This window comes from Algoriphagus sp., from assembly GCF_039969895.1.
In the GTDB taxonomy this organism is placed as follows: domain Bacteria; phylum Bacteroidota; class Bacteroidia; order Cytophagales; family Cyclobacteriaceae; genus Algoriphagus.
Window position 1 is genome coordinate 82086 of sequence record NZ_JBDVMZ010000008.1, and the last position, 23583, is coordinate 105668.

23 protein-coding genes are annotated in these 23583 nt (G+C 44.2%); 5 read left to right on the forward strand and 18 right to left on the reverse strand.

The genetic code is table 11. From position 1 onward, the window contains the following. Positions 1-140: 140 nt before the first annotated feature. The 6 genes from ABJH64_RS04470 to ABJH64_RS04495 form a co-directional block, all read right to left on the reverse strand. The gene (locus ABJH64_RS04470) at positions 141-353 is read right to left on the reverse strand and encodes a hypothetical protein (protein ID WP_348276640.1); all 213 of its coding nucleotides are present in this window, start codon (positions 351-353) and stop codon (positions 141-143) included. A 69-nt stretch (positions 354-422) separates the two neighbouring features. Next, positions 423-1157 (reverse strand): MIP/aquaporin family protein, encoded by a 735-nt coding sequence (locus tag ABJH64_RS04475; RefSeq protein WP_348276641.1) that lies wholly within the window; start codon positions 1155-1157, stop codon positions 423-425. Then, entirely contained in the window at positions 1154-2656 is a 1503-nt protein-coding gene (glpK, locus tag ABJH64_RS04480) for a glycerol kinase GlpK (protein WP_348276642.1), read from the reverse strand. The genes ABJH64_RS04475 and glpK overlap by 4 nt, the downstream gene beginning before the upstream one ends. Before the next feature lie 9 nt (positions 2657-2665). Further along, on the reverse strand, positions 2666-4228 hold the full coding sequence (locus tag ABJH64_RS04485; protein ID WP_348276643.1) for a glycerol-3-phosphate dehydrogenase/oxidase: 1563 nt from the start codon (positions 4226-4228) through the stop codon (positions 2666-2668). Positions 4229-4315: 87 nt separating this feature from the next. Continuing rightward, positions 4316-4810, reverse strand: a complete 495-nt coding sequence (locus ABJH64_RS04490; protein ID WP_348276644.1) for a phosphoglycerate mutase family protein — start codon at positions 4808-4810, stop codon at positions 4316-4318. 200 nt (positions 4811-5010) lie between these two features. Beyond that, positions 5011-5745 (reverse strand): RluA family pseudouridine synthase, encoded by a 735-nt coding sequence (locus tag ABJH64_RS04495; protein WP_111610068.1) that lies wholly within the window; start codon positions 5743-5745, stop codon positions 5011-5013. Between the two features lie 443 nt (positions 5746-6188). Between ABJH64_RS04495 and ABJH64_RS04500 the strand changes: the two genes are divergently transcribed. Continuing rightward, positions 6189-6662 (forward strand): copper resistance protein NlpE, encoded by a 474-nt coding sequence (locus tag ABJH64_RS04500; protein WP_348276645.1) that lies wholly within the window; start codon positions 6189-6191, stop codon positions 6660-6662. 3 nt (positions 6663-6665) lie between these two features. On the opposite strand, the gene ABJH64_RS04505 is transcribed toward ABJH64_RS04500, so the two are convergent. Next, positions 6666-7598, reverse strand: a complete 933-nt coding sequence (locus ABJH64_RS04505; RefSeq protein WP_348276646.1) for a hydrogen peroxide-inducible genes activator — start codon at positions 7596-7598, stop codon at positions 6666-6668. Between the two features lie 178 nt (positions 7599-7776). Here ABJH64_RS04505 and ABJH64_RS04510 point away from each other — a divergent pair, with 178 nt between their 5' ends. The 3 genes from ABJH64_RS04510 (at position 7777) to ABJH64_RS04520 (ending at position 10028) form a co-directional block, all read left to right on the forward strand. Further along, positions 7777-9078 (forward strand): Gfo/Idh/MocA family oxidoreductase, encoded by a 1302-nt coding sequence (locus tag ABJH64_RS04510; protein ID WP_348276647.1) that lies wholly within the window; start codon positions 7777-7779, stop codon positions 9076-9078. Between the two features lie 90 nt (positions 9079-9168). After that, positions 9169-9603, forward strand: coding sequence for a MarR family transcriptional regulator (locus ABJH64_RS04515; RefSeq protein ID WP_348276648.1), 435 nt, complete (start codon positions 9169-9171; stop codon positions 9601-9603). A gap of 2 nt (positions 9604-9605) precedes the next feature. Continuing rightward, on the forward strand, positions 9606-10028 hold the full coding sequence (locus ABJH64_RS04520; protein ID WP_348276649.1) for an organic hydroperoxide resistance protein: 423 nt from the start codon (positions 9606-9608) through the stop codon (positions 10026-10028). Between the two features lie 45 nt (positions 10029-10073). On the opposite strand, the gene ABJH64_RS04525 is transcribed toward ABJH64_RS04520, so the two are convergent. The 3 genes from ABJH64_RS04525 to ABJH64_RS04535 all read right to left on the reverse strand — a co-directional run bounded on the left by ABJH64_RS04525 (position 10074) and on the right by ABJH64_RS04535 (position 12838). After that, entirely contained in the window at positions 10074-10712 is a 639-nt protein-coding gene (locus ABJH64_RS04525) for an energy transducer TonB (protein ID WP_348276650.1), read from the reverse strand. A gap of 72 nt (positions 10713-10784) precedes the next feature. Continuing rightward, positions 10785-11759 (reverse strand): NADPH:quinone oxidoreductase family protein, encoded by a 975-nt coding sequence (locus ABJH64_RS04530; protein ID WP_348276651.1) that lies wholly within the window; start codon positions 11757-11759, stop codon positions 10785-10787. Positions 11760-12016: 257 nt separating this feature from the next. Next, positions 12017-12838, reverse strand: coding sequence for a purine-nucleoside phosphorylase (locus tag ABJH64_RS04535; RefSeq protein ID WP_348276652.1), 822 nt, complete (start codon positions 12836-12838; stop codon positions 12017-12019). A 94-nt stretch (positions 12839-12932) separates the two neighbouring features. Between ABJH64_RS04535 and ABJH64_RS04540 the strand changes: the two genes are divergently transcribed. Then, the gene (locus ABJH64_RS04540; protein WP_348276653.1) at positions 12933-13457 is read left to right on the forward strand and encodes an NAD(P)H-dependent oxidoreductase; all 525 of its coding nucleotides are present in this window, start codon (positions 12933-12935) and stop codon (positions 13455-13457) included. Positions 13458-13460: 3 nt separating this feature from the next. Here ABJH64_RS04540 and ftsZ read toward each other — a convergent pair whose 3' ends face one another. The 8 genes from ftsZ to mraY form a co-directional block, all read right to left on the reverse strand. Then, positions 13461-15143, reverse strand: a complete 1683-nt coding sequence (ftsZ, locus tag ABJH64_RS04545) for a cell division protein FtsZ (RefSeq protein WP_348276654.1) — start codon at positions 15141-15143, stop codon at positions 13461-13463. 109 nt (positions 15144-15252) lie between these two features. Continuing rightward, complete coding sequence (gene ftsA / locus ABJH64_RS04550; RefSeq protein ID WP_348276655.1) at positions 15253-16563, reverse strand: cell division protein FtsA; 1311 nt, start codon at positions 16561-16563, stop codon at positions 15253-15255. A 10-nt stretch (positions 16564-16573) separates the two neighbouring features. Then, the gene (locus ABJH64_RS04555) at positions 16574-17332 is read right to left on the reverse strand and encodes a cell division protein (RefSeq protein ID WP_348276656.1); all 759 of its coding nucleotides are present in this window, start codon (positions 17330-17332) and stop codon (positions 16574-16576) included. Continuing rightward, on the reverse strand, positions 17329-18741 hold the full coding sequence (gene murC / locus ABJH64_RS04560) for a UDP-N-acetylmuramate--L-alanine ligase (RefSeq protein WP_348299152.1): 1413 nt from the start codon (positions 18739-18741) through the stop codon (positions 17329-17331). Before murC ends, ABJH64_RS04555 begins: the two co-directional genes overlap by 4 nt. Continuing rightward, positions 18738-19820 (reverse strand): undecaprenyldiphospho-muramoylpentapeptide beta-N-acetylglucosaminyltransferase, encoded by a 1083-nt coding sequence (gene murG, locus ABJH64_RS04565; protein ID WP_348276658.1) that lies wholly within the window; start codon positions 19818-19820, stop codon positions 18738-18740. Before murG ends, murC begins: the two co-directional genes overlap by 4 nt. 29 nt (positions 19821-19849) lie before the next feature. Then, the gene (locus tag ABJH64_RS04570) at positions 19850-21019 is read right to left on the reverse strand and encodes an FtsW/RodA/SpoVE family cell cycle protein (RefSeq protein WP_348276659.1); all 1170 of its coding nucleotides are present in this window, start codon (positions 21017-21019) and stop codon (positions 19850-19852) included. Next, complete coding sequence (gene murD, locus ABJH64_RS04575; protein ID WP_348299150.1) at positions 21016-22365, reverse strand: UDP-N-acetylmuramoyl-L-alanine--D-glutamate ligase; 1350 nt, start codon at positions 22363-22365, stop codon at positions 21016-21018. Before murD ends, ABJH64_RS04570 begins: the two co-directional genes overlap by 4 nt. Positions 22366-22370: 5 nt before the next feature. Then, positions 22371-23582 carry a phospho-N-acetylmuramoyl-pentapeptide-transferase gene (gene mraY / locus ABJH64_RS04580; RefSeq protein WP_348277299.1) on the reverse strand — a complete coding sequence of 404 codons (1212 nt, stop codon included), beginning with the start codon at positions 23580-23582 and terminating at the stop codon, positions 22371-22373. Position 23583 lies beyond the last annotated feature (1 nt).

The following is a 23583-nucleotide window of genomic DNA, read 5'->3' on the forward strand; positions in this document are numbered from 1 at the left end:
ATAAGTTAAAAGGGATTCTAACTTTTGATCAGTAAGGCTAATAAACTTATCTACAATTATATGCCACCATTTATGATCCAGAAAATAAACACACTCATAAAAGGACTCTAATGCAAGAGGAGTCCAAAAAATTTTGAGCTTCATTTCCTGTTCAACAATTCTCTTACCGAGGTATGAGGGATCAACTTCTCGTCAGGAGTAGATTTTGCAAGTTCCAATAGCTTCTTGATAGGGTCAGGTAAAGATTGCTCTCGTTTATTCTTTCGAAAATCTGCAAGAGAATCCACAAGATTTTCATCCTCTAACTCTGTGATCCATTGAATCAATTCAATTTTCTTCTGCGCGATAGTCATATTGGTACGTTATGTAGTGAAATGCTCAATTTACAAACTTAAAACTCCTAGTCCCCTAGCGAAAGTTCCTCAAGATCCAGCCACCAAATACAATCCTGCCGCCAAGGCTGCTCCTACACAAGGCCCCAAAATAGGTACCCAAGCATAGCCCCAATCCGAACTTCCTTTGTCCTTTATAGGTAGTATCGCATGCATAAGTCTTGGCCCAAAGTCTCGCGCTGGATTGATCGCATAGCCGGTAGTCCCTCCCAATGACAACCCGATCACCCACACCAGAAATGCTACTGGAATAGCACCAAGTGAACCCATGCCTATTGGGGTGCTTTCTGTATCGCCTATCTTAACTCCATCATTGTACAAAATCACTATAATTAAAACAAAGGTACCAACTACCTCCGAGAAGAAGTTTAAAGGCAAATTCCTAATCGCTGGGGAAGTTGCAAAAGGTGCTGCTTTCAGACCCGCATCGTCGGAAGTATCGTAGTGATCCTTGTAAAAAAGCCAAGCAATCCCAACCCCAATCATGGCCCCAATAACCTGAGCAAGGATATATCCAGGGGCTAAAGCCCACTCGAACTGCCCCGTCAAGGCTAGTCCAACAGTTACTGCTGGATTCAAATGAGCCCCGCTATACGGTCCTGCCACAACAACTCCAATAAAAACCGCCAATGCCCATCCTGTACTTATAGCCATAATTCCTCCCCCATTGCCTTTGGTCTTAGGCAGAAGCATATTGGCAACAACGCCCGATCCCATCAATAACAAAAGTCCAGTCCCAAGTAATTCTGCAAGATATACGTTCATGATTCTACCCAGTTTTTTGAGCGCTTTACCGCTTTGTGCCAAAATTGTATCAACTTCTTTTGCTCTTTTTTATCCATGTTTGGAACAAAGCTTTTATCTGCATTCCAGAGCGCTGCTATTTCTTTCTGATCTTTCCAGAAGCCAACTGCTAAGCCTGCTAGAAATGCAGCTCCTATGGCCGTGGTCTCGATGATCTTTGGACGTTTGATTTCACAGTCCAACAAATCCGCTTGAAATTGCATCAAGAAGTTGTTAGCCGTAGCTCCACCATCCACACGAAGCTGTTGAGTGGGTTTGCCACTGTCTTTTTCCATAGCTTTGAGGACATCAAAGACTTGATAAGCGATCGCTTCGAGTGCAGCTCTAGCCATGTGGGCTTTGGTGGTACCTCGGGTGATGCCAAAAAAAGCACCACGTGCGTCCTGATCCCAATGCGGAGCTCCCAACCCAGAAAGCGCCGGCACAAAGTAAACCCCATCATTTCCCTCTATGCTCTCTGCCATACGCTCACTTTCACGTGCATGCTTGAAGAGTTCCAAACCATCTCTCAGCCATTGAATAGCTGCTCCACCTATGAAAACAGATCCTTCCAAGGCATAATTAATCTCATCTCCGATTTTCCAGGCTATCGTAGTAAGCAACTGATTCTTTGAGCTTACTGCTACTTTGCCTGTATTCATCACCAGAAAGCAACCTGTTCCATAGGTAGTTTTGGCCATTCCTGGCTCTGTGCAAAGTTGACCGAAAAGTGCTGCCTGCTGATCTCCGGCGATGCCAGCAATAGGTATCTTCACTCTAAGGACGTCTCCTGCGGTTTCACAATAAACCTCAGAGCAGGATTTGACTTCAGGCAAAACTGAAGCTGGTATTTCAAACAAATCTAATAACTCCTGATCCCACTCTTGGGTGTGAATGTTGAAGAGCATGGTGCGACTGGCATTGGTAATATCAGTGATATGCGATTTGCCAGAGGTAAGATTCCAAATCAGCCAAGAATCCACGGTGCCGAAAGCAAGCTCTCCTGCCTCAGCTTTTTTACGCGCGGTATCCACATTGTCGAGAATCCATTTGATTTTAGTGGCAGAAAAATATGCGTCGATAATGAGTCCAGTCTTCGAAACCACCAGCTCTGAATGCCCCTTTTCTTTAAGCTCATTACAGTAACTCGCAGTTCGCCTATCCTGCCAGACGATGGCGTTATGTATTGCTTTACCGGTTTTCCTATCCCAAACAATCGTCGTTTCGCGTTGATTGGTGATTCCTATTGCTGCCACCTCATCAGCTTTAATTTTCTTATTGACCAAGGCTTCTATCATCACGGAAGACTGAGAAGTCCAGATTTCGTCGGGATCGTGCTCCACCCAGCCTGCTTTGGGAAAGTGTTGCTTGAAATCTTTTTGTGCCACCGAGACGATTTCTCCTTTTTTGTCAAAAAGTATGGCTCTAGAACTGGTAGTACCTTGATCCAGAGCCATGATGTATTGTTTATTTTGGCTCATTTTGGGTTATTATTTTATCAAATATTTCGAAGCAGTCTTGTTAAAATCCGCCAATTCAGACGCTATCCATTGTTCATCTTTCTGCATTTCTTCAGCCATCAGTTGAGCGACTATTGGAGCTGTGTCTATGGCCGCCTGGGCATCCAGAATCAGCATACGTATTCTTCTGGAAAGAACATCCTCCACTTTCATAGCCATTTCCTCACGTACGGCCCAGATGACTTCCGCTGCTATGTTGGGAAAATCCGGGTGCAGCCTCCTCGCCCACTCTTTATTTTCTTTGGACAACTCCTGAATAGGCTGAGCATCAAATCCATAAACCCCCCAGTGTCCTTCAGGAACATGATTGGTGGCACCGTGAATTTTCATATCCAGGGATCTACTTTCTTTAAGTTTTTCACCTGTGACTTTGGTGAAATACTCCACCGTATCCTCACCCATCTTTCGGAAAGTCGTCCATTTGCCTCCAGTCAATGTCACTAGCCCTGAGTCGGATAAGATAATTTTATGTGATCTAGAAATTTCCTTGGTCTTGGTACTGCCTTCCTTCGGTCTAGCGAGAGGTCTGAGACCAGCAAAAACCGACTTCACATCTGCTCGGGTTGGTGATTTGGCTAAATACCCAGCAGCCGTTTCCAGCACAAAATCTATTTCCCGCTGTAGGGCTTCTGGTTCCAACTTAGGCTTTTCACGAAGTGTATCTGTAGTGCCTACAACCAATTTTCCATGCCATGGAACTGCAAATAACACTCTGCCATCTCGAGTTTCGGGGATCATCAACGCATCTTTACCTCCTAAAAAATCAATATCTAGAACTAAATGAATTCCTTGACTGGGCTGGATCATTTTTGGCGCGGTTGGATTATCCATTTGCAAAATTTTATCCGCAAATACTCCTGTGGCGTTCACCACCATTTTGGCTTTTACTTCATATCGTTTTCTGGTGAGTTTGTCCGAAACATTCAATCCAATAATCTTTCCTTTTTCATTTTTGACCAAGCTGTTTACGCTCACATAATTAAGCACACAGGTGCCAGCTTCATCTGCAGACTGGGCGAGATTCAGCGCAAGTCTAGCATCGTCAAACTGCCCATCGTGATAGACCACGCCTCCATAAAGTCCTTTAGATTTCAGACCGGGAATTCGCCTGAGTGTTTCTTCTTTAGAGATAAATTCTGATTTGCCCAGGCTCAATCTACCCGCCATCCAATCGTACATCTTCAATCCTACACTGTACATGAGACGATCTTTCCAACTGAAAATTGGAATGATAAACGGCTGATCATGAGCTAGGTGAGGCGCGTTTTTCAGCAGTTTCCCGCGCTCCTTTAGCGCTTCAAACACCAACCCCACATCGCCTTGGGCAAGATATCTGACCCCTCCATGGACAAGTTTGGTACTTCGGCTGGACGTTCCTTTAGCGAAATCAGCTTTTTCGAAAAGCACCACTGAAAGGCCTCTGGATATCGCGTCTAATGCTACTCCGAGGCCTGAAGATCCACCGCCAATGACGGCGATATCCCAAATTTTACTTTTATCCTGTAGTTGACTGAGGTTTTCTTGGCGATTCATAGCGATTAATATACCGTTTTAAGGTAGGAAAAAAATCAGGAAAGAATAACCTAAAACGATAGAAGAATCCTCTTGACTGAAAGCGACTTAAAAATCCTTATAAAGCTTTTCTGATATTTTGATCTCGTTTGAAATTAGCTCTACTACATAGAGTTTGTTGTATTCATCGTCTGAAAAATCTTTATAAATATCTCCTTTATCCAAAAGAATATTGACCAATTGACTTACCGTGTTGCTATGTCCTACGACAAGTACATTTCCCTCAATTGTTCTTAGCTTCTTTGCCAATTCTTCCTGATCTCTCGGGTCATAGCTTTCAATCTCAATCCCGGCTTGACTTGCAGTAGGGCCGGCCGTGAGCCGAGTTCTCTTATAGTCAGTGCTAAAAATATGAGTGATTTTCTTGTCAGCCAGGATCTGCGCCAGCTTCTTGGACCGTGCTGTGCCCGCTACCGAGAGCTCAGGATCATTGCCCGTTAGCTGCTTTTCGGCATGACGGACGATGTAGATGGTTTTTGGCTCTGGCTTGCTACCGCAGGCAGCAATAAATAATACAAGTAAAAAGAGTAGGGTATATTTCATCCTGAAAAGTTAAACAATTCTATAAATGAAATTTAGTCATGTATAAAAAATGAAAATCCGGAGAAAAAAAAGCTTGCCTTTGAAAGAGAGAAGCTAAAGTCCAATAATCTCTGCGCCTTCTCTGCGAAAATCTTTGTGGCCTTTGCGGTTAAAAACATAAAAAAACCTTCGAGATTTTTTAAATCTCAAAGGTTATGAACTTATCCGCTAAAGGAATTATCCAAGTGTTGGTCTTTCGTTTTTATGGTTTCGAACTCCAAGAATTGCTCCCAGAATTCCTCCTCTGGCACTGCCGCGCGTAGGTACAGTTTTTCCTTTTTGATCGGGTGAACGAAGACCAGATTAAATGCGTGAAGGTTAATACTCGCGTCAGGATTTGGCTTTGCGAAGCCATACTTAATATCTCCTCGGATCGGGCAACCCATAGATGCAAGCTGCACTCGGATCTGATGTGGACGACCGGAAACAGGGCGTACTTCGATCAGCCAGTGATCATTCATGAAGCCCAAGGTCTTGTAATTCAACTCTGCTTTTTGTGAACCTGGCACCTCTCGGTCATGAGCTGTCACTACGTTTTTCTGCTCGTCCTTCACGAGGTAATGAGTCAATTTTCCGCTTTCTTCCCTCGGCTTTCTTTTCACCAAAGCCCAGTAAACCTTGTGAATTTCTCGCTTCCGGAAAATCTCCATCATCCGCTCCAGTCCTTTGGACGTACGGGCAAAAGCCACCAAACCACTAACCGGACGATCCAGCCTGTGAATCGGGTGTAGGAAAACTGCTCCCGGCTTATCGTATTTCTTCGCAATGTAATCTTTGAGGTAATCCGTCAACGTCTTATCCCCAGTCTTATCTCCCTGCACGAGTATTCCGGCAGCCTTATTTACTATCAACAGGTGATTGTCTTCATAGACAACTGTGAATGGTTTCTTTTTCATCTGTTTATACTTGTTTTTCAATTGACTGATAGCTAGTCCCAATAATTCTTCGGGAAAATTTCGAAGTGAATTTATCCTTTCACTTGGTGGCTTTCAGAATAGTGTTCAATTTGACAATGAGTCACAAAGGTAGGTATTTAGTAGGAGTTGAGTTACTGATTTTTAAGACGCTTCGCAAAAGTGGCAGAGTTCCTATAGGCCGTGGTGGATTTGACTGGATTTATCTAATACGCTTCTGCACAAATAAGCAATAGACAAGGAATGGTATGCGCTCATCGACTAGGATCGGTCTGTAAGAGAAATTGGTCTTAAGAAGTGATCAGCCATAGAATTACGCGGTTTACGTATGATTTTCATACTTTTTACGAAAGGTTAAAAAAACCAATAATTGCCTTAATCGGTCTGATTCTTGATATTCAAAGGAAAATTAGATTTCGACAACTATGAAAAGCCTCTTGACCTTACTAGCCATTTGTGCTAGCCTATCATTGATTACTTCCTGTTCCAATAGCCCAGAAAACACGGATACACAAGCGGAAGTGACTAGTGAAGAAAAAATCACAGAGAAAACACCACTTTACAAAGGGGATAATTCGGCCACTTCTTTAGACTGGAATGGTTCTTACAAGGGAACCGTACCCTGTGCAAGCTGCGAAGGTATAGAAACAGTTCTTACATTGAATCAGGATATGACATTCAAATTATCCACGCATTACCTCGGAAGAAATGATGCTTTGGAAGAGGATGTAATGGGAAATTTCAAATGGGATGATACAGGCTCTATCGCCATTTTGGAAAATGTAAAAAACAGACCTAATCAATTTAAGGTAGGCGAAAATAAAATCTGGCAACTTGATATGAATGGGGAAAGAGTCACAGGAGATTTGGCAGATCACTACATCCTTACCAAACAGTAATTCCTATTTGAATCGCACTACTTTGCCATGGGCTTTGGAAGTCATCCCCTGAGGAATGGAATTGGTAATTTCCTTAAATAATAGCTCCACGAGTTTTTGCTTGAGGAAACTTCGGTTTAAAATAATACTGACTTCCCGAGTAGGCGGAGTGCCTTCAAAGGGTCTCAGCCTGGATTTCTCCTCCTCAGAAAGTTCCAATGTCGCCAGCTCGGGCAACAGCGTCACGCCTTTGTAGCGGTTGACCATATTCTTCAAACCTTCGAGGGAACCACTTTCGTAGTGGAAATTTTCCGGACCACTTTGACTTTGATCGCACAGATTGAGCACTTGGTCGCGGAAGCAATGGCCCTGCTGAAGCACCCAAAAGTCCTCCTTCATTACCTTCGCCGGATCAAAAACTGACTCTTTGAGCAAGGGGTGATCTTTCGACAAATAGGCATAAAACTTCTCATAAAACATCGGCTTTTCTACCAGGCCAGCTTCTAGAAGTGGCGTCACAACGATACCCAAGTCCAGCTCATCATTTTTCAGCTTTTTCACCACCTCCTCAGTCACCATTTCCTGCACCTGAAGCTTTACGTTTGGATACTTCTCCAGGAATTTTCGGATGAAAAGATGAAGCAAATAAGGAGCAAGCGTGGGAATGATACCCAACTTGATCACCCCGGAAATGTCGCCCTTCATCTGAGCAATCAATTCTAAAATCCCTTTACTTTCTGACACTACCTTTTTGGCCTGCTCGATCACTAGGGTACCCATCTCTGTAGGAATCACGGGCATTTTACTCCGATCAAAAAGAATCACACCCAGATCCCGCTCCAGCTTGCTGAGCTGAGCACTCAGAGTAGGTTGGGTGACAAAGCAGCTCTCAGCCGCCTGGCCAAAATGCCTATGTTTATCGACTGCAATAAGGTATTCAAGTTGTTGGATGGTCATAGCTTCTGGATTATAAGGCTCAAAAATATAAATTTTAAGAAAGAGTTAGCCGGGACAATTTTTCTCCAACACCCCCTCCTGCCAGATGGCCTTTCAAATATTTTTCTATAGTTTACAAAATCAGAATGAAATTTTAACCAGACCTAGCAATACAACATAAATCTCTACTCCATACCTAATGAACAAATCCCATTTTACCCGCAGGAAGTTTCTAAGCGCTTCCATTTTGAGTACCGTAGGCCTGACGGCAATTCCCAATTTGAGTTTTGGTAAAAATGCTATGGCAGCTGATTCATCCAAAATCCGCCTAGGCTTCATTGGAGTTGGAAGGCAAGCGATGGGTTTGCTTGGCAATTTCATGAAAAACCCCAGCGTAGATGTTGTCGCCGGTGCCGATGTCTATGAGATCAAATTGGATAGATTCAAAGAACGTGTGGCCAAGCTTTATGTGGATGAAAAAAGAGAGGCTCCAGCGATGAAAGTTTATGCTGATTACAAGCAATTGCTGTCAAGTCCAGACGTAGATGCAGTGGTGATCGCCACTCCAGACCACTGGCATGCGATGATGGCAATAGACGCCTGCCAGGCCGGAAAGGATATTTACCTGGAAAAGCCGCTCACATTCACCATTCATGAAGGCAAAGAATTGATCAAGGCAGTACGTGCCAATGGTACTGTGCTCGCAGTGGGAAGCATGCAGCGCTCGGGGGCAAACTTCCAACATGCCGCCCGCATGGTGCAAAAAGGAATGCTGGGGGAAATCAAACAAGTCCTAGTAAATGTGGGAACTCCTCCTCATCCTAAACCTTATGATCTGCCAAAGCAACCTGTCCCTGCCGGCTTAAATTGGAAAACCTGGACAGGCCCACTACCGGCAATTCATTACAATGAGGAGCTCAATCCACCCATCAGCATGAATCCTGAGCAAAATGAAAAGGTCTGGGGAGCTTGGAGATGGTACAAAGAAACAGGCGGCGGATTGATGACCGATTGGGGAGCACACATGATTGATATAGCTCAGTGGGGATTGGGAATGGATAGAAGTGGACCAGTGGAGGTGATCCCTGCTACCGATTCTACTCCTTTGACATACAGGTATGCCAATGGCATAGAAATGCTGATTACGCCATTCGACGAAGGAAGACAAGGAGTGAAATTCATAGGAGAAAAAGGATGGATCAAAGTATCCCGCGGTCAATACGATACGGATGTGGTAGCTTGTGAACGAACCTTCGACAACGAGGAACTTGGATTTGGGGCACACCATTTGGATTTTATCGATTCAGTAGTGAGACGTAAAGACCCTATCGTACCAGTAGAGGTCGGTCACAATACTTGCTCTATTTGCACCATTGGTAATATTGCGCATGAATTAGGCAGACCATTGAAATGGGATCCTATCGCCCAAGTTTTCTCTGATGATTGGGAAGCGAACACCAAACTTCACTACACTTACCAAAATGGTTTTTCACTGGGATAAAATCTCACCTCTCAAGGAATAAAAGCTATCCAGCTAACTGGATTTTAAAAGTTATACAGTTAAATTGTATAAAAGATAAATCTAGTTGCTATGCTTCCTATTCATCAGCTTTCTCTCTCGCTTTATTCCAGCTCGAGATTACTCATTCAGCTCATACAAGGTTCTTTGAATGAGTTGAATCTTACTTATCCGCAATTTCTTGTCCTCTCAGTCCTGTGGGAACAGGATGGTCTAAAAGTAAATGAAATAGGAAAGCGGCTTTATCTGGATTCTGGCACGCTGACTCCCTTGTTGAAAAAACTAGAAGCCATGAACTATGTGAAAAGACAGCGGGGCGAATCAGATGAAAGAACTGTGCATGTGGAGCTCACCTACCCCGGAAAATCCCTTCAAACCAAAGTGCTAGAAATCCTATCTTCTATCAACGAAGAGTTCGCGGAGAGGGGGGAATCAAAATTGGCCGACTTAAACCATTCACTGGTAAACTTGTTAAAAGAAATTGAAACGATAAAAAAATCATCTTAAAAATGGAAAAATTAACTATTGACTATACCGCAGTGGCTGTCAACTCTGGTGGAAGAAAAGGACATGTAAAAACTGATGATGGTCTGCTGGATTTTGACGTGGCTATGCCAAAAGAAATTGGCGGAGAAGGCGGAAAGACCAATCCTGAGCAACTCTTTGCTGCGGGTTACGCAGCCTGTTTCGGGGGTGCCTTGGGAGCTGTTGCTGGCAAGACTAGCTTAAGAGATTCTGAAATTACTGCAAAAGTTCACTTGGGAAATTACGGCCCAGGAAGCTTTGGATTGGCAGTGGATATCTTTGTAAAGATCCCTCATGCTTCCACACTTGAAGAGGCACAAAAGCTAGCGGATGCAGCTCATGAAGTATGTCCTTACTCTAAAGCTACCCGTGGAAATATTGAAGTAAACGTGAAAGCAGTTTCCTGACATTAATTCAATCTTCAGACTGAGATGAGCGCTCAGTCTGAGGATTTATCGAACACTCTGTGTATGTGCTATTTGCACCACAGCTAAGACTTCCATATTGATTTTTTGCGCCATAAGAGCATCCGCTCTAGCCCCATCAGCATCCCCCAATTCGCTTTTGTATTTGGCTCTCATCGTGTAGTACACCGGGTCGTAAGGATACTCCTTGATCGCATCATCATAGGTTTTGACTGCCTTTTCGAGCTTGCCTTTCTCCTCATACTTTTTGGCCATCGCATGATAGTCCAGAGGAAGAGCATTGTAGAAAATCTTATAGCTGAACACGAGCAAATACTCTCGTTCCACAGGCCGACCTCCCACTTTGCTCGGCTTCCAGTTTGCTGTCAATTTATCTATTGCGGCCTTTGCCGGATTGGCCAGCAAATCAGAAACCCGGTCCTTGGGAGTAACTGATACCAGCTTTCCATTCTCATCAATCACTAACAAAAACGTAACATATCCCTCCGTGCCGTTCAAAGCAGCTTCTTTGGAATAGCTCAAGTCTTGACTAAGAATACTAATCAAGTTGCCTCCAGCGTAGGTCGCCTTGACAAAATCAGGTTCTGTATCAGGGTTGAAAGGAGTTTGTGCAAATGAAAAAAAGGAGACTAGAAATAAAGAAGATAAAAGGAGACTTTTAAGCATGGGTGAGAGTTGGTTTGAAATGGTAGGCAACTTTAGTTCTTACGAGGAGATTACGAACTTGTTTAGTTAAAATCATATCCACACGATTCCCTTCGAAAAATTGTTTCGATCCAGTAGTGTCATTAGTGCCTGTTTTGCGTTTTCAAATTGGTAGGAAACAGCTGTCTTTCCGGATAATTTCCCTTCAGCAAACCAGTGGTAAAGCTGCTCTAAGTTACGCTTGTTTTGATCCGCCTCTAGTGTAGAAAACCTACCCCAAAACACGCCGATGATAGAGCAGCCCTTGAGCAAAGGCAGATTCATGGGGATTTGTGGGATACCACCATTGGCAAAACCGACGATCAAGTATCGACCCTTCCAGGCTATTGCCCTCAATGCTGGCTCGGTGTATTTTCCCCCCACAGGATCCAGTACCACGTCAACTCCCCTACCATCGGTCAAGTCCTTTATTCTAGCTTTTAAATCTTCCGATTCATAATTGATTATTGCGTCTGCGCCTTTTTGTCTAGTAAGTTCAAGTTTTTCATCAGAGGAAGCCGCAGCGATCACTTTTGCTCCCATAGCCTTAGCAAGTTCTACCGCCGCCAATCCCACTCCTCCAGCCGCACCTAGTACTAGGATAGTTTCTCCTGCCTGTAGCTGAGCCCTATCTTGCAACGCATGCAAGGAAGTACTGTAAGTGTATAGTGAACCAGCGGCCGTTTCGGTAGCTATACCGCTAGGGATCATAAAAATTCGATCGGTATCCACAGCGACTTTTTCGGCAAATCCACCCCATCGACAAAGTGCTAATACACGATCTCCTACAGTTAGATGAGATACATTTTGTCCTAATTCTATTATCCTCCCCACTACTTCGCCACCTGGCGAGTAGGGAAGTTCCGGCTGGAATTGGTACTTATTTTCAAGAATGAGTAAGTCAGGATAGCTAACTCCGCAGGCCTCTACGGCCACTATTACCTTATCTTTGGTGGGTTTGGGATCAGGTAGTTCTCCCAGTTCTAACTTTTCAAGCGAGCCAAATTCTTTACAGATAATTGCTTTCATAGTAGTTTCAATTGCTCGATTTCAGGGATTGACTCGGAATAATAGGTGTATTTGAAAGTATAAGGAATGCCCAAAATTCTATATTCATACAACCCGACCGGCGCCCAAAGCGAATATTCAATTAATCACAAGAATATTTCTGGGAGACAATGAACCGATTTACTATTGAGCTCAGGATAGAATTGAATTACCTACCCTGATCAACATTTCTGAATTCCAAAACAGAGAAGTATCGCAATACATTGGGCCTATTGGCTTCAATCCATTTGTCTGACAACTTCTTTGATGATCGATGCCATCACTGGCTCAGCCTTGGCAGCAGCAGCCAGTACATCGGCAATGGAAACAGGCTGTATTTTACCCTCCACACCCAAATCCGTAATTGCCGAAAGGCCAAAAACTTCTAGTCCCATCTGCCTGGCTACAATCACCTCCGGCACAGTGCTCATCCCCACGGCATCAGCACCGATGCTTCTGATGTATTTGTATTCCGCAGGTGTTTCCAGATTGGGACCTTGCACACCTGCGTACACGCCAGTGTGAACACGAAAAGCATTTGCCTTGGCAAAACCCAATGCAATAGCTGTCAAATTCTGAGAGTAAGCATCGCTCATGTCTGGAAATCTAGGTCCGAACTCTTCAAAGTGCTTCCCCCGAAGAGGACTTTCAGGAAAGAGATCAATCTGATCACGGATGATCATCACGTCACCGACTTCCTGCGCAGGATTCAATCCTCCACAAGCATTGGAGACCAAGAGCGTTTTTACTCCTAGCTTTTTCATTACTCTGACAGGAAAAGTTACCTCCTGCATAGAATAGCCTTCGTAGTAATGAAAACGGCCCTTCATTGCCATCACTTTTTTGCCAGAAAGCTCCCCAAAGATCAATTTCCCTGAGTGACTTTCCACTGTAGAAATGGGAAAATGCGGGATATCTGAGTAATCAATTTCCTTTTCAACACTGATCTGATCTCCCAATCGACCTAGTCCTGTGCCGAGAATGATGGCGATTGAGACTTCACTTGTATATTGCGATTGGATAAAAGAAGCTGCTTCTGAAATATTAGTTAGGTAGTTCATAGGATGTAATTTGCCTGTCCTAAAGATATAAAATACAGCAAAGCATCAAACAATTAGAATAGCAAGAATGTCTTCTGTTCAGAAAAAACACAACATGATCAAGATAATCATCGGAACCAACCGCAGGAATTCTGTTTCAAAAACTATTGCTGAGCTGTATCAAAGCATTCTAAAAGAGAAGGGAGAACAATCGGAAATCCTAGAGTTAGAAGATTTACCCGGTGACTTTATAGATAATGCACTCTATGAAAATAATGGGAAACATGAGTTGTATAATAAATTCCACGATCAACTAGTGGACGGGAAAAAGTTCGTATTTATCGTCCCTGAGTACAATGGATCCTTTCCGGGAATCCTAAAAACCTTTATCGACGGGATGACCTACCCTAATACATTTAGGGGCAAAAAATGTGCAATGGTGGGATTATCATCTGGAATAGGCGGGGGTGGCATCGCTATGAGCCACCTTACCGACATCTTCCATTATCTGGGAATGAACGTCCTTGCTCTTCAACCAAAACTGGCTAAAATAGAACAAAATATGTCAGATAACCTGCTCACCAACAGGCTGTACATGGACTTGCTTCAAACCCAGGCAGACATGCTGCTAGAATTTTAGGACTTAGTCCACATTATCGTGCAGGAATCTATTATTACCTAGAATCTCATTCTCATCGCTCAAGTTGTACTTGCTGATGCTTGGCTCTGAGCTATGCTGAGGTTCGTTCAACACAACATTCTTACGCTGATAAGCCGGTACTTCCATTTTTTCCTTCAATTCCTCAGGAGTTGGATTGAAAGCACGGTTGCCCTTTAGCTTTTCGAAGCGCTCGTGAGCTCTCTGAATTGCCTTCTGCTTCATTTGCTCATAGTAATCATTAGCAAATGCCGGAGTAGCTGCCTCCTCTTCTTTTTTAGGCTGTTCTACATTTTTCTTCTCTTCCTCTTCTTCGAAAAGATCATGAACGATTTTCTCCTGTCTTGGCTTAGGCGCTTCCGCTTTCACTTCTTCTTTAGGCTTCATGAAAGAGAAAATGCTTTCTTTCTTGACAGCAGGCTTAGGAGCTTCGATTGGCTCTTCTACTTTCTTTGGTGCTTCTGCAGCTGGTCTCACTTCGGCAATTGGAGCAGCTACTGGAGCTTTAGGCAGATTGAACGTAAAAGTAGTTCCGTTCCCTACTGATTCTTCCTTCACTTTCTCAGATTTACCAGAGTCAAGATTAATTACCGTTTTTTCTTCTTCTACCTCGGCTATTGGAGCACTTGGAACTGGGGCAGGAGCAGGAATAACTACCGCCTTTTGAGTTTCTACTACTTTGGATGAACCTTGAAGTCTGTCCATTTCAAAACCAGTGGCAATCACTGTCACTCGGATAGCTTTGCCCAATTCTGGATCTATACCCTGACCGAAAATCACTTCAGCATTGTCACCTGCTTTCTCCTGGATGTACTCAGTGATTTCGCTCAATTCGTCCATAGACAATTCCTCGTCCTCACCAGACATGATGGAAAGTAGAATTTTCTCAGCACCTTTAATATCCACATTGTTCAGCAATGGTGACGAGATAGCAGCACCGGCAGCGCGTATCGCACGTCCTTCACCTTCCTCAGTGGAAGAACCCATCACGGCAGCACCAGCATCTTTCATTACAGTCTTCACATCTTCAAAATCCACGTTGACATCCTGATGAACAGTAATGATCTCAGCGATGGATCTCGCAGCAGTAGATAAAATATCATCCGCTTTGCTGAAAGCTGTTCTGATGGCCAAGTTGCCATAGATCTCTCTCAGTTTATCATTCAAAATAACCAGCACGGTATCGCAGTTTTCGCGAAGCGCTTCAATACCTGCCTGAGCTACATTCATTTTCTTCTTTCCTTCGAACATGAATGGAGCGGTCACAATACCCACAGTCAGGATATTCAACTCTTTCGCAACTCGAGCTACCACAGGAGCTGCACCAGTACCGGTACCTCCACCCATTCCAGCAGTGATGAATACCATTTTGGTATTGTCTGCTAATAGTTCTCTGATCTCATCCTCAGATTCTATTGCTGCATTTTTTCCTTGCTCAGGATTTGCGCCAGCACCCAACCCTTCAGTCAAATTGGCGCCAAGCTGCAATCTAAGTGGAACTGGGCTAGACTTAAGTGCCTGCGCGTCGGTGTTGACTACCACGAACTCAACGTCCTTAATTCCTAGACCGAACATGTGGTTTACGGCATTGGAGCCGCCTCCACCTACACCGATTACTTTAATAATCGACTTCGGATTTTTGTGTAAATCAAATCTGTAATCTTTCATGTTATCTGACATATTTATTGTTATTGGTGAAATTTCTTATGGTTTTTTTAGTGGTTTTTTAAATAGGGAAATTGACAGCAAAGCCAGCAATCTCCCCTAATCATAAGCCCTAGTAGTTAGTATCGTCTCCGATGTCATCGCTGAGAATGCCTTTCAGTTTCCCAGCTATTTTTTCGAATATATCTTTTGGATTAATGTCAATATTTTTTGCTCGCTTCACTGTTTTGCCGTTAGCTGTACGATTCGCATATCCCTGTTCTCTGTCGTCCAATGCTTTGAAGCCTGCAAGCACCAGACCCACAGAAGTAGCATACATGGGGCTTTTCACCTCTTCCACTACCGACTTGCCCAGATGCTCATTAGGATATCCTATTCTGGTATCCAGCCCAGTCATGTATTCGAAGAGCTGGCTGACAAACTGCAGTTGTGCTCCACCGCCAGTGAGAACTATCCCTCCAGCCAGCTTCTTGTAGTGTCCGCTTTGCATGATCTCATTCTGAACGATCTCGATGATTTCCTCCATTCTTGCCTGAATGATTGAAGCTAGATTTCGAATAGAAATCTCCTTTGGAGCTCTATTTCTCAAGCCGGGAATCGATACGATTTCATTTGGATTTGCCTCCTCGGTGATGGCTTTGCCAAATTTGGTTTTGAGAAGTTCCGCTTGGTTGTGCATTACCATGCAGCCTTCTTTGATGTCTTTAGTGATAATATTTCCTCCCAAAGGAATCACAGCCGTATGACGAATAATGTTTTCATAGAAAATGGCGATGTCTGTAGTTCCGCCTCCTATGTCCACCAGGCAAACGCCTGCTTCTTTTTCATCGTCACTCAGCACAGAAAGTGAACTTGCTAACGGCTCCAGAATCAGTTGCTTGGAAACTAAATCTGCGCGGCGAACACATCTGTTGATATTATTAATGGCGGTAGTCTGAGCGGTGATGATATGGAAATCAGCTTCCAGACGAGTACCAGAATGACCTACTGGGTCTTTGATCCCACCTTCGTAATCCACCGTGTAATCCTGTGGCATCACGTGAATGATAGTATTTCCCGGAGGGATTAGGATGTTTTCCATTTCACTGGAGAGTCTCCTCACATCTTCGATGGTGATCTCATCTTCCGTCGGGTGACGCATGATGCTACCGCTCTGGATTTTACTCTGGATATGCTGGCCAGCGATGCCCACGATGACATCCGCGATGTCCACATTGGCCATTTCTGACGCTTCCTCTACTGCTTTTTCGATGGCGTGCACAGTCTTGTCGATATTGGTCACTACTCCACGATCAACTCCGTCCGAAACGGCTTTGCCCATGCCTAGCACCTCGAGTTTGCCATACTCATTTTTACGACCTACGATGACACAGATCTTAGTTGTCCCAATATCCAGTCCTACAATCAATTCTTTGTTTTCCATTTCCAAGCTATTATTCACAGACTATTTGATCCTTAAACTTCACACTTACCCGATCGTAAGTATTCCAGCCCTTGCGGGCCAATATTTCCTTATAGAAGACCGAAATCCGGTCAAACTTATTTGCTATATCATGTGCATCCCCAAACTCAATGACTTGTCTTCCCACTTGTTGAAAAAGGCGAATGTTATCCTTTGAATTCACTTCTAGCTCGGTGATCTGCGCATTCCAAAACTCATCTTCAGTGATGAACTCTATCAATTCCATCAGCTCAGGCATATCCGCATTGATGTCTCCTTTATCCATCAGCTTTTCCGCATAATCACCTTCCAAAATCAACACACGACTCGTATATGAAGTGGAAGTTGGAATCACCTTTCCTTCAGTGGTGATGTATCCGTCAGCTCCCATCGGTTGTGCAATTCTCGCTATCGGCTGATGCTGGCTAATCTTTAAATTCAAGATGCCTTTTTGCCCCAGCATCGCTTCCACCGACTTCACAAAGGGATGTCCGAGCAGTCTAGTTTCTATGGCTTTCATCGGCACTTGCTCCAGCATCAATCCAGCTTTCAACTCAGGGAATGCTTCACTTAGAATTTTAGTAATCTCTGCATCTTCTACGAAATACACTCCGCTTACTCCTTCTATATCTATCTCCGTTCCTTGGAAGGTCTTATACAGCGTCTGCTTTTCTACAAAGCCTATAAAACCAACCAACACCAATGTGAGCACTACAAAAGCCGCTATTTTCTTTAGGTTAGCCTTATTCATAATGCGTATCGGTTAAGTCCCTCTTTCATCCAAGATGCAATCTCAGGCACCAGGCGGTCTATATCACCAGCACCCAGTGTCACCAAAACTTCCGGAGAGGTCTGCTTCAAATGACCCATCAACTCCTCTTTACCTACTAATTCTTTATGAGCTGTATTAATCCCTTTCAGTAGCATCGCTGATGTCACTCCCTCGATAGGAAGTTCCCGCGCAGGATAGATATCCAGCAAAATCACCGAGTCAGCCAGGGATAGACTTTCTGAGAAGCCTTCGGCAAAATCCCTGGTACGAGAAAACAAGTGCGGCTGGAAAATCACCGTTAATTTCTTCGTAGGAAACATTGCCCGAACAGAACTCAAGCAAGCTCTGATCTCCTCAGGATGATGGGCGTAGTCATCGATAAAAACATGATTACCTTCATTCACATGAATCTCAAATCTTCTCTTCACTCCTTTAAAAGAGCTTAATCCTTTTCTGATCTGCTCTTCAGAAATCTGATGATCCAATGCAATAGCGATAGCTGCCAACGCATTTTCCACATTATGAAAACCTGGAATAAATAACTCCAAGCCCTTTATTTCATTCTTACCGTCTATATAGTCAAACACAAATGATCCCGGTCTCGCTTGAATATTCTCAGCACTGATTCCAGATGACCTCAAGCCGTATTCGCGCGTAGCCACTTTCGGAAGTTTGCCTTCTCCAAGTCTTTGCCCAGCCTGCTGCTGTATGTATAATCTTCCTTTTTTATCTACCAAATTGACGAACTCAAGGAAGCCATCCAAGATGTGCTGCTCGTCTCCATAGATATCCAGGTGATCCGGATCGGCACTTGTCAGCACTATTTCATTTGGGTGAAGTCTGAGAAATGAGCGATCAAATTCATCCGCTTCCACCACAACTAAGGTTGGTTCCTTGGATTTTTTTCCACCCAAAATCAGATTGCTCTGATAGTTCTGAGTGATGCCACCTAGAAAAGCCACCACAGGTTTTCTCGCTGATTTCAGCATGTGGGCGATCATGGAAGAAGTGGTCGTTTTGCCGTGAGTCCCGGCAACGGAAATGGTGTAGTACGTGCTCGTCACTATACCTAGCACTTCAGATCTTTTCTTGAGTTGGAAGTTATTCTCTTTGAAGAAATTCAGTTGAGCACTTTCCTTAGGCATCGCCGGAGTCCAGATAATTAGTGATTTCTCAGGGTTGTCGATGACCTTACTTGGAATAGTAGCCTTGCTATCCTCAAAAGAAATCTGCATTCCCTCGGTGATCAATTCATCCGTCAGCGGCGAAGGCGTGCGGTCATAGCCGGACACAGCGTATCCTTCATGGCGGAACCAGCGAGCCAAGGCACTCATGCCTATGCCGCCTATACCGATCAAGTGGACGCTATTTATACCTTCGAAACTCATACAATCAATTGCTCTAATTCTTCCACTATGGCGATTGCCGCATTCGGCTTAGCCAGATTCTTTATATTTTTTCCTAATGCTTCAGACAGTTGTGCGTCTTTCATTAGCTCAGTTACTTTTTGTTCCAACCTGCCTACGGCTTCAGAATCCTTCAAAAGCAACGCTGCATCATGGCTGACATAAGCCATGGCATTTTTGGTTTGATGGTCCTCGGCTACATTTGGAGATGGGATAAAGATGACCGGCTTACCCACGAGCGAAAGCTCAGAAACCGACAATGCGCCAGCTCTCGACACGATCACATCAGCTGCAGCATAAGCAAGATCCATCTCGCGAATGAACTCATTGAGATGAATAGTTGTCAGGCCAGATTCAGCCAGCTTGGATTTCATTTCCTGGAAATAAAACTTGCCACACTGCCAAAGAACCTGATAGCCCTCAGCCTCCAACTTTCGCATATCTGCGAGTACCGCATTATTCAGCGTCCTAGCTCCCAGCGATCCACCCAATACCAAAAGCGTTTTTTTTGCTAGATCAAGTCCAAAATGGGCAATTGCCTTTTCTCTTTTTCCTGACAAGTCAAGAATATCCTTGCGAACAGGATTGCCTGTATAGGCGATTCTGTCAGCTGAGAAAAAACGGTCCATGTCAGGGTATGCAACACAGATTTTCTTGGCTCGTTTAGCCAAAATTTTATTGGTCAAGCCAGCATAGGAGTTTTGCTCCTGCACCAGCGTAGGAATTCCAATTTTTTGCGCAGCATAGAGAACAGGTCCACTTGCATAGCCGCCTACTCCTACCACAGCATCAGGTTTGAATTCCTTTATTATTTGCGAAGCTTGAGTTAGGCTTTTCAAGAGTTTGAAAGGAAACTTCAGGTTTTCCAAAGTCAGGCTTCTCTGCAATCCAGCCACTGGAAGACCTTTGATTCGATACCCAGCCTCTGGCACCTTCTGCATTTCCATCTTGCCCAAAGCACCCACAAATAAGATCTCGCTGGCAGGATGTTTTTCCTTCCAAGCATGGGCAATAGCGATAGCCGGATAGATATGCCCTCCGGTACCTCCACCACTGATCAAAATGCGATATGTGCGCTGTGCGTTAATAATTATGCGGTTTTAAGTCTAGATCTATTTCCTATTGTTGAGGTGCTGGCATGCGATTCGTCTTGGTGATCTCCTCGACTAACCGACAGGATAATCCCAAGGGAAATCCCTGTAAATACCAGCGATGTCCCACCCATGCTGAGGAGCGGAAGTGGCAAACCTGTGATTGGTCCCAGCCCAACTGCGACAGCCATATTGACTAATGCTTGGATTACCAATGCGAAACTCAATCCCGCAGATAGCAATCCTCCAAATGCTTTATTGGAATTTGCCACGATCCGCATGCCTCTGTAAAGCAGCGCGAGGTAGAGGAACAGCACAGAGAATCCTCCGATCAGTCCATATTCCTCGATGATGATGGCATAGATAAAATCAGAATAAGGATGCGGAAGTGAATTTCTCTGCTCAGAGTTCCCTGGACCTTTTCCTCCAATTCCTCCAGTTGCGATAGCGATATAAGACTGCTCAGCCTGAAAGGGAACCTCATCTTTATTGAGAAAATCCTCCACTCTGGAAACCAGTGTAGCACCTCTTTGGCCGATGAATCCGGCAGCGGTTAATCCCAGCGCGCCGACCAGTAAAACCATGGCCAAATACTTCACTGGAACTCTGCCAATAAACATGATTAAAAGGCAGGTAAGCAAAAGCAAAATCGCTGTTGAGAAATTCGCCATGGCGATCAATCCACTGATCAACCCTATCGCAATAATGATCGGTACAAACGTGCTTTTAAAGTCTTTGATATTATTCTGTCTTCTTGCCAGCATCCCAGCAATCGAAGCAATCAAGGCCAGTTTTGCCAAATCTGAAGGCTGGAATGCCTGATTGATTACCGGAATGGTAATCCAGCGATTTGCTTCATTGATATTGGAACCAAAAAGGTACGTCACCAACAAAAGAGGAATAGAAATAATGACGCCCAAACGTGCGTAAACGGCGTATTTTCTATAGGGAATTTTATGCGCTCCCCACATGACCACAAGCGATACTAGAATTAGCATAGAATGCCTGATCAAGTAGATCTCGGTATTTCCACCGGCATACTTGTACGCCAAGGAACCCGTAGCGGAATACACTACCAGAATACTGAAAAGCGATAATAGAATGACAATGCCCCAAATGATTGGGTCGCCTTTGAAATTTCTATCTATCCATGCCTTAAACTGATTCATGCGATGGCTTTCGGTTTTAGGTTCTCTACCGCGGTGCGGAATTGCCTCCCGCGATCCTCATAATTTTTAAATAAGTCGAAGCTGGCGCAGGCTGGGGATAGCAAAACCACATCTCCTGACTCTCCAATTTCTTGTCCCCAGATCACAGCTTCAGCGATATCTTGAGTTTCCCGGATATCTTTGATCTGAGCAGCAAATGCTTTTTTCAATTTCTCATTGTCCTTTCCTAGACAAATCAGGCTTTTCACTTTTTCGGTCAATGGGGAAAGGACCGTGTAGTCATTTCCCTTGTCCACACCTCCAGCGATCCAGATTAATGGATTTTCGTAGCTCGCTAAGGCATATGCCGTCGCCTCTACATTGGTTCCTTTGCTGTCGTTGATGAATTTCACTCCATCGACCTCTCTGATCAGCTCCATGCGATGAGGGGCGTTTTTGAACGTCGGGAAAGCCAGCATCAAATCCACCTCGCTCACTCCGGCGATCAAAGCTGCAGAACCGGCACATAGCGAATTCAGCAGGTTGTGTTTCCCTTTGAGCGAAAGAGTATCCACTGGGACACGAACTGATTTTTCCGCAATCGCAAAAACCAATTCCTCACCATTCGTCCAAGCTCCAGCATTCTGTACTTCCAAAGCAGAAATCCACAGAATAGAAGCGTTTATCTCATTTGTCTTCAGACCTTTTTGCGTCAGCTCATCTTCTGCAAAAAGAATGGCTTGATCCTCTGAAGTCATATTTTTGAAGATCCCAAACTTAGAATCTATGTAATTCTCAATCTTGTATTCGTAGCGATCCAAGTGATCAGGAGTGATGTTGCAAAGAATCGCCACTGAAGGTTTGAAGTTGACAAAACCGTCAATCTGGAAACTGCTACACTCAATCACCCACCAAGCATGATCTGTATCTAGCAGTTGACCTGCCCAGCTCTGGCCTACATTTCCAGCCAATCCCACATCCAGACCAGCTTCCTTCATCAGATGATAAGTGAGTAAAGTCGTGGTAGTCTTGCCATTGGTCCCGGTGATTGCGATCACTTTTCCTGAGCTATAGCCAAAAGCAAATTCCAACTCATCGATGATTGGAATGCCTGTCAAAGCTGCCTTAGTGACCATTTCAATCTTCGGAGAAATGCCTGGACTTTTGATGATCAGATGAGCACTTAGGATTTTATCTTCCGAATGGTTTCCCTCTTCAAAGTCAATTTCCAATCGCTCCATTTCAGCTTTTCTAGCTGGAGAAATCTGTCCTCCATCTGAAACGAAAACGGCATAGCCCTTCTGTCTGGCAAGCATTGCTGCTCCCAATCCGCTTTCTCCTGCGCCCAGAACGACTAGTTTCTTCATTTCTATTACCTCAGTTTTAATGTTGCCAAAGTGATTACTGCCAATAGAATTCCCACAATCCAGAATCGGGTTACGATTTTGGCCTCTGGGATATTTTTCTTCTGATAATGATGGTGAAGCGGGGACATCAGGAAGATCCTTCTGCCTTCCCCATATTTTTTCTTAGTGTATTTAAAATAACCCACTTGGAGCATTACACTTACATTTTCAATCACAAAAACTCCACACATCACAGGGATGAGCAGTTCTTTGCGAAGCGTCAAAGCCAACACTGCGATCACTCCTCCGAGCATCAAACTGCCCGTGTCGCCCATGAAAACCTGCGCCGGATAGGCATTGTACCAAAGGAATCCCACGCATGCACCTATGAATGCTGACGCAAAAATCACCAGCTCGCCCGAGTTGGGGATGTACATGATATTGAGATAGGAGGAGAAAATGGCGTTGCCAGAGATGTAGGCGAAAATCGCAATCGTCAATCCAATGATGGCCGAGGTTCCTGCAGCCAAACCATCTATTCCGTCGGTGATGTTGGCACCGTTGGAAACGGCCGTGATGATGAAAGTCACCACGAAAATGTATAGAATCGGAGTCATCGCCTCGCCCATGAAGCCCAACAAAGTCTCGTAGTTCAGTTCGTTGTTTTTAGTGAAAGGAATAGTAGTCTTCGCCACTTTCACGTCACGATAAGTTGGAGTCTCTACCACGCCTTCCTCGATGGAAACTGGATTGGTGAACTCACGGATAACTACACTTTCATTAAAATAAAGCGTGGAACCCACGATAATACCGATGCCGATTTGGCCGATGATTTTAAATCTTCCGGCAAGACCTTCTTTGTTTTTCTTGAAAACCTTGATGTAATCATCGATAAAACCAATCGTGCCTAGCCAAACTGTAGTGATCAGCAAAAGGATGATGTAGATATTATTCAGATCTGCGAAAAGCAACGTAGGAATCAAGATCGCAGCCATGATCATCAAGCCACCCATAGTAGGTGTACCTTTTTTCTCCTGCTGACCTTTCAAACCTAAATCTCTTACTGTCTCTCCGATCTGCTTATTTCTGATCCAGGCGATGATTTTGTGACCAAATGAAATAGTAATGACCAATGAAAAAACCGCAGCCATTCCCGCACGAAAGGAAATATAGCGAAACACCCCTGCGCCAGGCAGATCCATCACTTTGTCCAAATAGTCAAAAAGTGGGTATAACATT